This is a genomic window from Nocardioides sp. (assembly GCF_004803405.1).
Lineage (GTDB): Bacteria > Actinomycetota > Actinomycetes > Propionibacteriales > Nocardioidaceae > Nocardioides > Nocardioides vastitatis.
The window spans coordinates 92,979-106,057 of sequence record NZ_SSXI01000116.1; the positions used below are offsets into that span (position 1 = coordinate 92,979).

13 protein-coding genes and 1 pseudogene are annotated in these 13,079 nt (G+C 71.3%); 6 read left to right on the forward strand and 8 right to left on the reverse strand.

Going from position 1 to position 13,079, the window contains the following annotated elements; genetic code table 11:
- Nucleotides 1-291 (reverse strand): hypothetical protein (locus E7Z54_RS23735; protein WP_206056090.1); only part of this gene is annotated, 291 nt, incomplete at its 3' end.
- A gap of 3 nt (nt 292-294) precedes the next feature.
- On the reverse strand, nt 295-867 hold the full coding sequence (locus E7Z54_RS08970; RefSeq protein ID WP_206056091.1) for a gluconokinase: 573 nt from the start codon (nt 865-867) through the stop codon (nt 295-297).
- Nucleotides 868-906: 39 nt separating this feature from the next.
- Between E7Z54_RS08970 and E7Z54_RS08975 the strand changes: the two genes are divergently transcribed.
- Nucleotides 907-1,593 (forward strand): FadR/GntR family transcriptional regulator, encoded by a 687-nt coding sequence (locus E7Z54_RS08975; RefSeq protein WP_206056092.1) that lies wholly within the window; start codon nt 907-909, stop codon nt 1,591-1,593.
- Between the two features lie 16 nt (nt 1,594-1,609).
- On the opposite strand, the gene E7Z54_RS08980 is transcribed toward E7Z54_RS08975, so the two are convergent.
- Nucleotides 1,610-3,019: a GntP family permease gene (locus E7Z54_RS08980; protein ID WP_136432962.1), complete on the reverse strand. Its 1,410-nt coding sequence runs from the start codon at nt 3,017-3,019 to the stop codon at nt 1,610-1,612.
- A gap of 169 nt (nt 3,020-3,188) precedes the next feature.
- Here E7Z54_RS08980 and E7Z54_RS08985 point away from each other — a divergent pair, with 169 nt between their 5' ends.
- The 4 genes from E7Z54_RS08985 (at nt 3,189) to E7Z54_RS09000 (ending at nt 7,514) form a co-directional block, all read left to right on the forward strand.
- A complete protein-coding gene (locus tag E7Z54_RS08985; RefSeq protein ID WP_136432964.1) occupies nt 3,189-3,872 on the forward strand; it encodes a hypothetical protein in 684 nt (227 codons plus the stop codon).
- A 129-nt stretch (nt 3,873-4,001) separates the two neighbouring features.
- Nucleotides 4,002-5,438 carry a helix-turn-helix domain-containing protein gene (locus E7Z54_RS08990; protein WP_136432966.1) on the forward strand — a complete coding sequence of 479 codons (1,437 nt, stop codon included), beginning with the start codon at nt 4,002-4,004 and terminating at the stop codon, nt 5,436-5,438.
- A gap of 499 nt (nt 5,439-5,937) precedes the next feature.
- Nucleotides 5,938-7,170 (forward strand): hypothetical protein, encoded by a 1,233-nt coding sequence (locus tag E7Z54_RS08995; protein ID WP_136432968.1) that lies wholly within the window; start codon nt 5,938-5,940, stop codon nt 7,168-7,170.
- Nucleotides 7,170-7,514: a hypothetical protein gene (locus tag E7Z54_RS09000; RefSeq protein WP_136432970.1), complete on the forward strand. Its 345-nt coding sequence runs from the start codon at nt 7,170-7,172 to the stop codon at nt 7,512-7,514. The genes E7Z54_RS08995 and E7Z54_RS09000 overlap by 1 nt, the downstream gene beginning before the upstream one ends.
- 39 nt (nt 7,515-7,553) lie before the next feature.
- On the opposite strand, the gene E7Z54_RS09005 is transcribed toward E7Z54_RS09000, so the two are convergent.
- On the reverse strand, nt 7,554-7,871 hold the full coding sequence (locus E7Z54_RS09005) for a hypothetical protein (RefSeq protein WP_136432972.1): 318 nt from the start codon (nt 7,869-7,871) through the stop codon (nt 7,554-7,556).
- Nucleotides 7,872-8,004: 133 nt separating this feature from the next.
- Here E7Z54_RS09005 and E7Z54_RS09010 point away from each other — a divergent pair, with 133 nt between their 5' ends.
- Complete coding sequence (locus tag E7Z54_RS09010; RefSeq protein ID WP_136432974.1) at nt 8,005-8,619, forward strand: maleylpyruvate isomerase N-terminal domain-containing protein; 615 nt, start codon at nt 8,005-8,007, stop codon at nt 8,617-8,619.
- An 18-nt stretch (nt 8,620-8,637) separates the two neighbouring features.
- Here the strand turns inward: E7Z54_RS09010 and E7Z54_RS09015 are convergent, their stop codons facing one another.
- From E7Z54_RS09015 to E7Z54_RS23080, 4 genes and pseudogenes are all read right to left on the reverse strand, one after another.
- A complete protein-coding gene (locus tag E7Z54_RS09015) occupies nt 8,638-10,011 on the reverse strand; it encodes an L-serine ammonia-lyase (protein ID WP_136432976.1) in 1,374 nt (457 codons plus the stop codon).
- Between the two features lie 7 nt (nt 10,012-10,018).
- A complete protein-coding gene (locus E7Z54_RS09020) occupies nt 10,019-11,257 on the reverse strand; it encodes a Glu/Leu/Phe/Val dehydrogenase dimerization domain-containing protein (protein ID WP_206056093.1) in 1,239 nt (412 codons plus the stop codon).
- Between the two features lie 4 nt (nt 11,258-11,261).
- Complete coding sequence (gene fahA / locus E7Z54_RS09025) at nt 11,262-12,455, reverse strand: fumarylacetoacetase (protein ID WP_136432978.1); 1,194 nt, start codon at nt 12,453-12,455, stop codon at nt 11,262-11,264.
- Nucleotides 12,452-13,079: pseudogene (locus E7Z54_RS23080) on the reverse strand (hypothetical protein); the annotation flags it as partial. The pseudogene E7Z54_RS23080 and the gene fahA, both read right to left, overlap by 4 nt.

A 13,079-nucleotide genomic window follows, 5' to 3' on the forward strand; every position in this document is an offset into this window, starting at 1 on the left:
CGGCCGAGTGGCTGGTAGTTGCGGGTGGGTCGATGGTCCGTCGCGGATGAGTTCGCCCGTGGCGGCGTTGACGATGCGCACGTGGAGTCCGTCGACGAGCTTGTAGACCTGGGTTCGGCGGTGTACTGCCCCGATTCCGATGTGGAGCATCGGACACGTGGAGTGCGTAGCGGGAGTGTCGTCGAGCCAGGTGATGATCTCGGCGTCGGCAAGGTCCGAGCGGTCGGGGACGCGCGTGTCTCGAACAACAGCGACGAGGCAGCCGCCCGCGTTCTCAGACTCCGCCGCCACCCACTACCGGGTTCCGGGCAAGCCACCGCGCGCCGAGGGCGATTCCCTGACGGGGGGACGCGGTTCGGGCCGACGGCGCAGCCAGGACACCACGGCTGCGACCACGTCCGCGACCGGCTGGTCGGTGTCCACGACGAGTCCGTCCTCATCGGGTTCGAGCGCCTGAAGCGTGGCGAGCTGGGAGTCGAGGAGCGAGACCGGCATGAAGTGCGCCCGGGTCGCCATGCGCTGTTCGAGCACCTCGCGGCTGCCGACCAAGTGGACGAAGAGCGTCGGCTCGGGGACCCCGGAACGCAGGATGTCGCGGTACGAGCGTTTGAGGGCCGAGCAGGTGAGGACCGTGGACGTGGCCTCCGCGTGACGCTCCCCGGCCCAGCGAGCGAGCGCCGCGAGCCACGGTCCTCGGTCGTCGTCGTCCAGCGGGATGCCGGCGCTCATCTTGGCGATGTTGGCCGGCGGGTGGAAGTCGTCGCCCTCCGCGACCTGCAGGCCGAGGGCGGCGGCGACGCCCCGGGCGACCGTCGACTTCCCGGTTCCCGAGACTCCCATGATGACGACGTGCAGGTGGTCGGTCATCGCACATCCCTCCTGTCGGTGACGGCTAGGGTGCGGCCCATGGTCACCCTCCACACCAGCGTCCTGGCGAGCCTGGGCACGCGGATCGTCGAGGGGGAGCTGGCGGCCGAGACCGTGATCACCCTGGACTGGCTCTCCCAGGAGTTCGGCGTCTCCCGCACGATCGCCCGTGAGGTGGTCCAGGTGCTGACCTCCCTGGGCCTGGTCGAGAGCCGCCGGCGCACCGGGATCCGGGTCCTCGGCCGGGAGGCGTGGGACCAGCTCGACCCGCTCGTACTGCGGTGGCGGCTGGCTGGCAGGCAGCGGTCCGAGATGCTCGCCCAGCTCTCCCAGCTGCGGGCGGCCATCGAGCCCCGGGCCGCCGCGCTCGCGGCCACCCGGGCCGACGAGGCCCAGCGCGCCCGTGTGGTGGAGCTCGCCGCGCTTCTCGAGGACACCGGCGGCCGCGGTGACCTGCACACGTTCCTGGAGCACGACGTCGAGTTCCACCGGCTGCTGCTCGTCGCCTCGGGCAACGACCTCTTCGCCGGTCTCGGGGACGTGGTGGAGGAGGTGCTCCGCGGCCGCACCGAGCACGACCTCATGCCGGTGCAGCCGAAGCCCGAGGCACGCCAGCTCCACGAGATGGTCGCGCAGGCCGTCGCCGCCGGACAGCCGGAGCTGGCGGAGGCGGCGATGACCGCAATCTGCGCGGAGGTGCTCACCGCCATGGAGCCGCCGGGCTGAGGACTCGCGTCGCGCCTCACCCGACCGCCGCAGCGACACCCCAGGCCATCCCGGCGAGGGCGAACGCACTGAGTCCGAGGGTGGTCTCCATGACGGTCCACGTCTTGAGGGTTGTCTTCTCGTCCATGCCGAAGAACCGGCTGACGAGCCAGAACCCGGAGTCGTTGACGTGGGAGAGGACCGTCGCTCCCGCGGCGATCGCCATCACCAGCAGGGCGATGTGGAAGCCGTCGAGGCCAGCGTCTGCCACCGACTCAGCGATCAGACCGGCCGTCGTGGTCAACGCCACCGTGGCCGAGCCCTGGGCGACGCGGAGTGCGGTCGCGATCACGAAAGCCTGGACGAGCAGCGGCAGGCCGACGTCCGCCAGCGAGCCGGTGAGTGCGGTCCCGATGCCGCTGGCGCGCAGCACACCTCCGAACATGCCGCCGGCTCCCGTGATCAGGATGACCGAGCAGATCGGGCCGAGCGCCTGGTCGAGGATCCGGGTGGTGTTCGCCAGCGATCCGGAGGGCCGGCCGAGCACGGCGATCGCGACCAGCAGCGTGATGAGCAGGGCGACGGGGGTGTTGCCGAGCAGGCGGAGGAAGTCGACGACGGCGTTGCCCTCCGCGACCGCCCCGGCCTCGACCAGGGTGGTGAGGACGGTGTTGAGGGAGATCAGCAACATCGGCATCAGCAGGAGCGCCAGGACCACGCCGAAGCTCGGCGCCTCGCGCGGGGACCGCTCGTCCTCCTCAGCCACCCCGCCGTTGAGCTCGCCGAACAGGGCCGCCGGAACGTCCACGGCGACGCGCGCACCGAGGAACCGCGACACGAGCATGACCCCGACGTACCAGGAGATGACGGCCGTCGGCACGCCGACGAGCAGGATCAGGCCGATGTCGCCCCCGAGGGAGACGCCGGCGGCGACCGGGCCCGGGTGCGGCGGGACCAGCGCGTGCATCGCGGCGAAGCCACCGGCCGCAGGGAGCGCGTAGTAGAGGACCGACCCGCCGAACCGCCGTGCGACGGTCAGGATGATCGGCAGGAAGACGACCAGCCCGGCGTCGAAGAAGATCGGGAAACCGAACAGCAACGCCGCCACGCCCAGGGCGAACGGCGCCCGGTTCTCGCCGAAGCGACCGATCAGGGTGTCGGCGAGCACCTGGGCGCCCCCGGTCGTCTCGAGCAGACGCCCGAGCATCACGCCGAAGCCGACGAGAAGCGCGACGGAGCCGAGTGTGGCGTTGAAGCCGAGCGCGAGCGCAGCGGGGACGTCACCGAGGGGGATGCCCGCCGCGATGGCCGTGACCAGGCTGACGAGCACCAGGGAGAGGAAGGCGTGCAGACGCACCTTCATGATCAGCAGGAGCAGCAGGGCCACCGCAGCGGCGGCGATGAGAAGCAGGGTCGCGGTGCTGTGCACCGGGTCCATCGGTTCCATGGGCTCTCCGAGAATGAGTTGGGACGTGACGAGCGTCACCCTGACCCAAAGGTAGTACTTTTGGCAAGTCGAGCGAGGACGGGCGCACGGCAGGTCGCCTGAGCGCGACGGCATCAGCCGTGGCACGTCCGCGCGGCGGCCGGCCGGCAGGAGGCGGCATAGGACCGGGGTGACCGTGATCGCCGTCGTCGCCCACCCCGAAGCGCGAGCGGCCCTCGAGGCGGGGTGGGTGATCGACTCCGGCCGGGCGGACCTCGTCGACACGGGACTGTGCGCGATGCACCCCGCGCCGACGGGCGCTTCGGCAGCAGAGCGGGCGATGGCCATCGTCCGCTCGCTGCGCGACAGCCTCGGTGACGACGTCGTCCACGCCGCGACCGCCGAGCTCCTCTGCTCGGCCCTGACGACGGCCGAGCACCTGGCACCGGGTCGAGGTCCGCTCGGTGTCGCCGCCGAGCTCCTGGCATCCCACGGACTCGCGCGGCACCTGGTCGACGCCGAGCCGGCCGGGAGCGGGATCGAGCCTCCCATGGCTGCGACCTCACCCTTGCCTGCGCTGCCACTGACGGCGCTGGTCGGGTCCGCGCGGGCCATCCTCCAGAGGGTCTCGGCCTGGGACGAGGCGACGCGGCGCCTTCACTGGGACGCGGCGCTCGCCGGCGGACGAGACGTCGTGGTCGTCGCCGCGACGGAACCAGCCGTCACCGACCTGAACCTCTACGGGCTGATCCGCCACAGCGGTCGGCGAGCGATGGTGTTCATCGAGGACAGCGTCCCGCTCACCGTCGCGGACCGGTTCGTGCCGCGCCACGTCGCCCGAGTCGGCGTCGGCACGCTGCTGCGCCTGGCCTGACCCGGGCTCGGGATCCGTGCGGGGTGGGCACGGGACGACGGACGGAACGCCGGCGTCGGATTGCCCAGACGCGTTGGCACTTTCGGGCAAGTCGGGGCGCGCCGGCCGGGCATACGGCACACTCGGCGCGTGACGCGCAGCCGTCGGGGTGGGGTCGAGAACGGCAGTGTCGAGGCCGCTGAGGCCCCTGATCCCACCGACCTCACCGAAGCCATCGCCTCCGTCGACGTCACCCAGCTCGGAGCTCGCATCCGGCGAGCGCGCCGTACCCTGTGCCTGAAGCAGTCCGACGTGGCCGCCGGGCTCATCTCGACGGCCTACCTGTCCCGCATCGAGTCGGGCCAGCGGCGCCCGGATCTGCGCGTGCTGCGCGGAATCGCGGAGCGCCTCCGCACCACGCCGCACGAGCTCCTCCTCGGCCTCAGCCCGAAGGAGTGGTCCTCGGTGCGAGTCGAGCTCGACTGGGCGCACCTGGCCCTGCGGACCGGGGACACCCCAGGAGCCCTGAGTCGCACCGACGCGCTGCTGGGACAGCTCCCACCCGAGTCGGCCCTGTATCGACGAGCGACCTTGATCCGGGCGCTCGCGCTGGAGGCCGAGGGGAGGTACGACGACGCTGCCGCAGCTCTCGAAGGCCTTCTCGACGGCGCCCTCGACGGGGTCGCGGCCATCGACGTGCTCACCGCGCTCAGCCGCATCTATCGCCGGTCGGGCGAGCTCGGTCGGGCGATGGAGGTCGGGGCGCGGGCGGACCAGCGGATCGGGTCGCTCGGCCTGAGGGGCACGCCGGAGGCGGTGAAGCTGATCCTCACGGTCGCGGCCGCCCATTCCGAGAGCGGTGATGTCGGCTACGCCGCTCGGCTGTGCCGGAAGGCGTTGAAGCACGCTGACGCCCTGCGGAGCGCGGACGAGAAGGCCATCAGCTACTGGAACGCCAGTGTCATCGAGTCCCGTCGCGGGTGTCACGCGGAGGCAGTCACCCTCGCCCAGAAGGCGCTGCACATCCTCGACGATGCGGACTCGACCCGGAACACCGCGCGCCTGCGCACCCGGTTGGGAGCCCTCTACCTGAGGGTCGACCCCCCACGAGTCGAGGACGCCCTCGCACAACTGCGGCAGGCCGAGCCGGAGCTCCTGACGAGTGGCGCCGCGCCGGCGGACCTCGCGGACAACCGGCTGGCCCAGGCTCGGGCCCACTTCCTGCGAGGTCACGCGAGCCGCGCCGCGACCGAGGCGCGTCGAGTCCTCGAGGTGGTCGAGGACTCGCCACTCGCCACGGCTGAGACCTACCTGCTCCTCGGCCAGATCGCGCTGGGCGGCGACGACTTCCCCGGCGCGCAGGCGATGCTCCAGCAAGCCATCCTCGCGCTGGAGACGGCTGGAGCGGACCGCCGGGCGGCGCAGCTGTGGTTCGACCTGGGCGGCCTGCTGCTCTCGGTGGGGTGCGCCGAGGACGCGCTGCAGGCGTTCCAGCGGGCAGGGGTGTCCTCCGGACTACGCACCAACGCCGCGACCACTTCGACCCGCCCGGAACGCCCGGTCAGCACCGAGGCGCTGTCCGGATAGCGGCCTGGCAGGCCGTGCCTCCGGCCGTGGGGCCGCGTGTGCCGCTCGGGGTTGCCTCGGTGGTCAAACGAGGTAGGACAACTTTTAACCTTTTCTGTGAACCGTGTGACAGATGGGGCGATTTGTGAGTTGATCGGCCTGTTCACGTCGTGCCCCGGGTGCGACGTACCGCCGCGGAGCAGCCGTCCCGGACCTGGACGGCGGGGCCGAGACCGCGGAAGCGGACAAGACCGATCGGCAACACGACAGCGGAGTGGGGGACTGCGCGGGATGAGGGTCGTATGGGCAGCTTTGAGTACGCAACCGGCGATCCGGTCGTAGCGGCAGGCCTTCGTGAGTCCCTGAGAAGGGCGCAGCGAAGGATCCGTCCGCACCAGGTGGCACGCCGTGGTCATCAGCGGCGCCGAGCTCTCACTCGCGCCGTGATCGGGGACCTCCCCTCGGCCTCGCCCGCCAGCCGACCTGCCGGCCGATTTACCAGCGAAGCCGAGCATCTGGCGTGCCCGGCGTACACCTGTCCGACATGACGCCCGCGACCCGTTCCCTGGTCCTCAGCCCGGCGCCGACCACCAGCGAGATCGACCAGGTCGTGCACGGACTGATCGACCTGCACTTTGCCGGACAGATCGACGCCGAGACCACGCGGCGCGAGATCTCCGCCGCGCTGTACGTCGCCGGGATCCACCTGGACGTTGCGAACAAGCGCTTCGACCTCCCGCGCCAGCTTCGCAGCGACCTGGCCGACCTCCTCCTCAGCCGGCTGATCGACAAGCTGATCACCGGCAGCTTCTACTCCTTCGAGACGGGGCGGCAGAAGTCCGCCTGCGGCTGGGCCAGACAGGTCGCGAAGTCGGTCGCGCAGTCGGAGCTGCGCAACCATCAGCGGGCCGCACGGCGTCTCGGAGCGCCGATCGACCCGACCAGCCATGAGTTCGCCGCGATGGTCAACGGCGCCGCGGCACAGGACGTCGTGGATCCCTACGCGCTCCGCAGGCACGCCGCGGTCGCCGAGCTCGTCGAGGACTTCACGCAGCGGATCCGTGGCATGCGGAGCACGGACCGGGTCTTCGTGTCGGCCGAGACGCTCTGCGTCGGCCTCGGTGTCCGCCCGGCGGTGCGGCCCGAGTCGATGGCCGACCGCGACTACTGCCTGGAGGTGCTGAGCGCCGACCAGACCCTCGCGCAGCGGTCGCTACGGAGGTGGCGCCAGCTGGTCTTCGGTTCCGCTCTTGAGCCCATGGAGGAGATCGACGAACGGGTGCTGGCGCTGTGGGACGAGCAGACCGAGGACTCCTCGGCCGAGCTGCTCGGACGTCCTGGCCACGTGTGCCATCTGCTGGCTCTCGCGGCGGCCTCGCCGCTGCCGCGCCCGCCGAGGAAGGCGCTGCAGAGGCTGAAGACGGTCGTCATGACGGCCAGCGGGCTCCAGGACGATTGGTGGTGCGAGCTGGCCTCCCGCCTGGTCGACGCCTACGTGGCCTCCCAGTACGAGGCCTACTCCGAGTACGCCACGATGACCGACGAGGCCCGCCGGGCCGCCGCCGCTGCACACCGGCGAGACCGCAGTCGGCTCGGAGTCCTCCTCGAGTGGGCGGCAGCTCATCCGGACGCTCCGTACGGCGACACCGCCGAGCGGGTGCTGGCGCGCATCACGGACGCGGCGGAGGTGACTCTCAACGAGAGGTCGGCAACGAAGGGCCTCGGCAGCGACCAGGTGACCAGGGCCGCCTGATGGTCCACCGGAGCGGGGCCGATCGCGAGCTGGCGATACTCGCTGCCTTCGCCGAGACCCGGACCGGCGGTCTGCGGGGTCTCCTGTGCGGGACTCTCGCGCTCTCCCTGGCGGACTGCGGCGACCAGACGGTGCTGGCCGTCCTGGAAGAGGCCGCCGACGCGCAGGAGCGGATCGACCTCCTTCTCGCCGCCGGCTGCTCTGCGACGATGGCGTCCCTCTACGCGCAGCTGGACGTGGTGCTGCTGCGTGAGGCGCTCACCGACCCATGCGGGGCACTCGACGGATTCCTCGACCGCCTGAACGCCATGGGCAGCTGTCCCGCGCCGGGCGCGGCGGCCTGACCGGCGGGTTCGTCGCCACACGTCCTGACGCTCGTCGCCTCATTCGCAACGGGCGAGGACGTGGCCCGCGCCGGGCACCTTCGTCGGTGTCGGGTGACTGTTCTTCGAGAAGGCCGACGCGCCCACCACCTCGGTGCCGATCGCGCCGGGGCGGTGCCTCCAGCCGACGGCCGCGCACGGATCCCAGCGGACGCCGGATTCGCTGATGGTCGTGGGCTCCTGCTCCGGGGCGGCCGGCACGGGGTTGGGCGCCAGGTCCGGCTGTGCCGACGCGAGAAGGAGCAGGACCAACGTCACGTTCGCGACAACGCTGACAAAAAGGCAGAGGAAGAGTCGAGAGGCAAACGCGAGTTCCACAGCGACTCCTATGCCGCAGGGGTCACGACCGGGGGTCACCAGCATGCCGGTTCGATCCCGGAACCCCGGCGAGAGCGGCCTTCGCGGGACATGCTCGCGTCGAGAACAGGGCAACGCGATCTAGCCTTCGCTCATGGAACTCAGGTGGGAGGACTCCCGGCAGGCGTTCATCGACGGGGCGGACCAGTTCGTGCGCACCACGGCACTGGTCGGTGACCGCTGGTCCGAGCCGGGGCTGGGTGAGTGGGACGTGCGGGCCCTCGTCGGCCACACCAGCCGGGCGCTGCTGACGGTCGAGGAGTACCTCGACCAGCCCGCTCCGGCCGTTGATGTCGACGGCCCTGCGGACTACTTCCGTGTGGTGAAGAGCGTCGCGAGCAGCGAGGTGATCGCGCAGCGAGGACGTGACGCCGGCGCCGCACTGGGCGGGTCTCCCGAGGTCGCGGTGGCCGAGATCGCGGCGCGGGTGCTGACCCGCCTCGACTCGTGCGACGGGACGGAGCTGGTGACCACGCTCGTCGGCGGCATGCGGCTCAGCGACTACCTGCCGACGCGGACGTTCGAGCTTGCCGTGCACGTCACCGACCTCGCGGTGGTGCTCGGCGTGCCCACAGTGGTCCCGACTGCCACCGCGGAGCAGGCGCTGGCGATCGTCTGTGACCTCGCCGTCGCCGGCCGCGTCGCAGGCCCGCTGCTGCTCGCTGCCACGGGCAGGCCGGTCCCGACGACCGGCTTCACCGTCCTCTGAGCAGCAGCGGCGGGAGGGTCAGCACTCGATGACGTTGACCGCAAGGCCGCCGCGGGCGGTCTCCTTGTACTTGACGTGCATGTCGCGGCCGGTGTCGCGCATCGTCTTGATCGCGTTGTCCAGGCTGACGGTGTGCCGCCCCGTGCCGTAGATAGCCATGCGGGCAGCGTTGATGGCCTTGACGGAGGCGATCGCGTTGCGCTCGATGCACGGGATCTGGACCAAGCCGCCGACCGGGTCGCAGGTGAGGCCGAGGTTGTGCTCGATCCCGATCTCGGCCGCGTTCTCGACCTGCTCCGGCGTGCCACCGAGGACCTCGCAGAGCCCGGCGGCAGCCATGGCGCAGGCCGAGCCGACCTCACCCTGGCAACCGACCTCGGCGCCCGAGATCGAGGCGTTCTGCTTGAACAGCATGCCCACGGCCGCCGCAGTGAGCAGGAACCGTACGACGCCGTCGTCGTCGGCACCCGGCACGAACTGCATGTAGTAGTGGAGCACAGCCGGGATGATCCCGGCCGCGCCGTTGGTCGGTGCCGTCACGACGCGGCCGCCGGAGGCGTTCTCCTCGTTCACGGCGATGGCGAAGAGGTTGACCCAGTCCATGACCCGCAGCGGGTCCTCGGCGCCGGCGCCCGAGGAGAGCTCGCGGAAGAGGGCGGGCGCCCGTCGTCGCACCTTGAGGCCACCGGGCAGCGTCCCGTCGTGCCGGCAGCCGGCCTTCACGCACTCCTGCATCACGTCCCACAGGTGCAGGAGGCCCGCGCGGACCTCGGCCTCGCTCCGCCAGGCCAGCTCGTTCGCCATCATCACACCGCTCATCGGCAGGCCCGTGCGCGCGCAGATCACCAGCAGCTCGTCGGCGGAGTCGAACGGATGGCTCACCGTCGTCGTGTCGAGGACGACCCGGTCCGCCCCCACCTTCGCCTCGTCGACCACGAAGCCCCCGCCCACCGAGTAGTACGTCCGGCGTCGCAGCTCGACCCCGTGTGCGTCGTACGCGGTGAAGGTCATGCCGTTCGGGTGCGCCGGCAGCGACTTGCGCCGATGGAGCACCAGGTCGTCGTCCGCCGAGAACGCTATCTCGTGCACGCCGGCGAGGGAGAGCACGCCGGAGCTCCTGACGTCCTCGGTGTGGCTTTCGGCGGTCTCGGTATCGACGGTGGCCGGGTCTTTGCCCTCGAGCCCGAGGATGACGGCCTTCGCCGAACCGTGCCCGTGGCCGGTGGCGCCGAGCGAACCGAAGAGCTTCGACCGGACGCGCCCGACCTCCGTCAGGATGCCGTCGCGCTGGAGCCCCGCGACGAACCGCGCGGCGGCGCGCATGGGCCCGACCGTGTGGGACGACGACGGGCCGATGCCCACGGAGTAAAGGTCGAACGCGCTGAGCGGCATGGTCCTCCTAGACGAGCTCGGCGAGGGCGATCTCCAGCGCGGTGGCGGCGACGGACGTCGGGTGGGACGACCTGTCGTGGCAGCGCTCCAGAGCGGCGTGGATGGTCCGCGAGACGTCACCGAGGATCGCGGCGTCCGACACCTCGGCCCCGCCCTCCATCAGCATGGCGAGCGTCCGTGCCATGCCGCAGTTGGCGATGAAGTCGGGCAGTACGGCCACATTGTGGTCGGCGAACTCGTAGGTGGGGCCGTAGAAGATCTCCGCGTCGGCGAACGGCACGTTCGCGCCGGCCGAGATGACCTCGAGCCCGCCGGAGATCAGGCGCTTGACATGCTCCACCGTGACCAGCCGCGAGGCTGCACAGGGCAGGAAGATCTCTGCGCCCATGTCCCAGATCGCGTCGTCGACCTGGTCGAAGGGCACCTTGCCGACGGCGCGGACGCAGCCGCCCTCCTTGCCGACGAAGAGTGACCGCACCTCCTCCATCGTGAAGCCGTCGGGGTTCATGAGACCGCCCTCGTGGTCGATGATCCCCACGATGCGGGCACCGGCCTGGGCGAGGTAGTACGCCGCGGCGGAGCCGACGTTTCCCCAGCCCTGGACGATCACCCGCTTGCCGCCCACGTCGCCGCCGTAGATCTGGCAGAAGTGGACGACCGACTCCGCGACGCCCCAGCCGGTGGCGAGGTCCGCGATCGTGTACTTGGAGTCGGGATCGGGGGTGAACCGCGGGTCCTCGACCACCTTGGACACGCCGGCGCGCAGCAGCCCGACCCGGTGCACGAGGTCGCGTTCGTCGGCGGCGAAGTGACCGTTGACGATGCCTTCCTGGGGGTGCCAGAGCCCGTACCGCTCAGTCATCGGGATCACGTCGAGTACCTCGTCCACGTTGAGGTCGCCGCCCGTGCCGTAGTAGGCCTTGAGCAGCGGCGTGACCGCCTTGAACCAGCGCGCCAGGACGCCGTCCCTGCGAGGGTCGGTCGGGTCGAAGTCGATCCCCGACTTGGCGCCGCCGATCGCCGGTCCGGAGACGGTGAACTTCACCTCCATCGTCTTGGCCAGCGCCTCGACCTCGGACCGGTCGAGCCCGCGCCGCATTCGGGTGCCGCCGCCGGCGGCACCACCGCGCAGCGAGTTGATCACCACCCAGCCCCGCGCGGAGGTCTCGGAGTCGTGCCACTCGAACACGATCTCGGGTGGCATCTCCTCGAAGCGACCGAGCAGGTCCCTCATCGACTCTCCCATGTGCCTACCCTTCTGTTCCGATGAATTTGGAGGCGAGGATCCGGCCACGGGCCTCGCCGAAGCCGATCCGTGCGCCGCCGCTGCCTGGTGCGCTGGCCCGGAGGACAACCTCGTCCCCGTCCTCGAGGAACGTGCGCTGTGCGCCGGCCACCGTGACCGGCTCGCGGCCGCCCCAGGTGAGCTCGATGAACGCGCCCCGCTGGTCCCGCTCCGGGCCGGAGATCGTGCCGGAGGCGAACAGGTCTCCGGTCCGGGTCGGGGCGCCGTTGACGGTCAGGTGCGCGAGCATCTGGGCGGGCGACCAGTACATCGAGGCATACGGCGGCCGGCTGACGACCTCGCCGTTCCACTCCACCTCGACATCGATCTCCAGCCCCCAGGGCTCCTCGAGGGCCAGGTAAGGCAGCACCGCGGGCTCCTGCGTCGGCGTCGGAACGCGGGCCGGCCCGAGCGCGAGGAGCGGCACCACCCACGGCGACACCGTGGAGGCGAAGGACTTGCCCAGGTTGGGGCCGAGCGGCACGTACTCCCAGGCCTGGATGTCCCGAGCCGACCAGTCGTTGAACAGGACGACGCCGAAGATGTGGTGCTCCGCGTCCTCGACCGGGATCGGCTCGCCCATCGGGTTGCCGGTGCCGACCACGAAGCCGAGCTCGGCCTCGATGTCGAGCTTGGTCGAGGGCCCGAACAGCGGGGCGGGGTCCTGGGGATTCTTCCGCTGCCCGGCCGGCCGCACGATGTCGGTCCCCGACACCACGATCGACGCCGACCGCCCGTGGTAGCCCACGGGCAGGTGCTTCCAGTTCGGCAGCAGCGGCTCGGGGCTGTCGGGCCGGAAGAGCCGGCCCAGGTTCGAGGCATGGTGCTCGGAGGCGTAGAAGTCGACGTAGTCGGCGACCTCGAACGGCAGGTGCAGCGTCACCGCCCCGGCCGGGTGCACGGCCCGGTCGGGCACGTCACCGGCGACCGCCTCCACGAGCCGCTCCCGGACCGCCACCCAGCGGTCGTGGCCCTGCGCCATGAACGCGTTGAGGGTGGGCCGGGCGAACACGTGGTCGTCCAGCAGCAGCGCCAGGTCCACCACGTGGTCGCCGTACCGCGTCCCGATCCTGGGCTCGGCGCCGGGGACCGAATACGCCCCGTAGGGCAGGTTCGCCAAGCCGAAGAGCGAGTCGTCGGCGACGGCCAGCCGCGTCATGACAGCCCCGGGACGAGATCGGGATCGAGCAGCCCGAGGTCGGCGAGCTCGCTGACGGGCTCCCCGATGTGGCAGGTGCCGAACGAGCGGAAGGCCTCCCTGGTGCTGGGTGGCACCTCCCGCACGAGCTCGGCCAGGCGGGAGCCGTCCCGCTCCGCGAGCAGGACCGCGAGGTCGGTCTCGGCGGCGCCCTCGAGGGCGGCGTGGGTGGCGACGAGCAGGTTGAGGAACCCGTGCTGCTCGAAACCGGTCGCGGGGTCGGTGTTCCGCACCGCGTGGTGCAGGCCCGCGGTCGCCTTGAACGGGACGCCGTGGCGCACGGCCGAGGCGATCGTCGCGGCCAGCTCCGACTCGCTCGGATAGAGGTCGGCGCGGACGCCGCCGGTCCGCAGCTTGGCCAGGTAGGGCGTGCCGGCCAGCTCGGCGAGGAGGTCGTCGCGGCGATCGTCCCGGGGGACCTCGACGTAGACGGACACTCCCTCCGGGTCACCGACGCCCTCCTCCAGCATGGGTACGACGGCCGCGACGTGCAGCGCCTCGGGTACGACGACCTCGAGGGCTGTCAGCCGCGCGGCCTCGATCCGCTGGGTGTCGGCGACGGCGGCGCGCACGGCGGCCGGCGAG

Coding starts and splice junctions, on each gene's coding strand:
- E7Z54_RS08970 (WP_206056091.1), bottom strand. CDS start 867: ATGACCGACCACCTGCACGTCGTCATCATGGGAGTCTCGGGAACCGGG.
- E7Z54_RS08975 (WP_206056092.1), top strand. CDS start 907: ATGGTCACCCTCCACACCAGCGTCCTGGCGAGCCTGGGCACGCGGATC.
- E7Z54_RS08980 (WP_136432962.1), bottom strand. CDS start 3,019: ATGGAACCGATGGACCCGGTGCACAGCACCGCGACCCTGCTTCTCATC.
- E7Z54_RS09000 (WP_136432970.1), top strand. CDS start 7,170: ATGGTCCACCGGAGCGGGGCCGATCGCGAGCTGGCGATACTCGCTGCC.
- E7Z54_RS09010 (WP_136432974.1), top strand. CDS start 8,005: ATGGAACTCAGGTGGGAGGACTCCCGGCAGGCGTTCATCGACGGGGCG.
- E7Z54_RS09015 (WP_136432976.1), bottom strand. CDS start 10,011: ATGCCGCTCAGCGCGTTCGACCTTTACTCCGTGGGCATCGGCCCGTCG.
- E7Z54_RS09020 (WP_206056093.1), bottom strand. CDS start 11,257: ATGGGAGAGTCGATGAGGGACCTGCTCGGTCGCTTCGAGGAGATGCCA.
- fahA (WP_136432978.1), bottom strand. CDS start 12,455: ATGACGCGGCTGGCCGTCGCCGACGACTCGCTCTTCGGCTTGGCGAAC.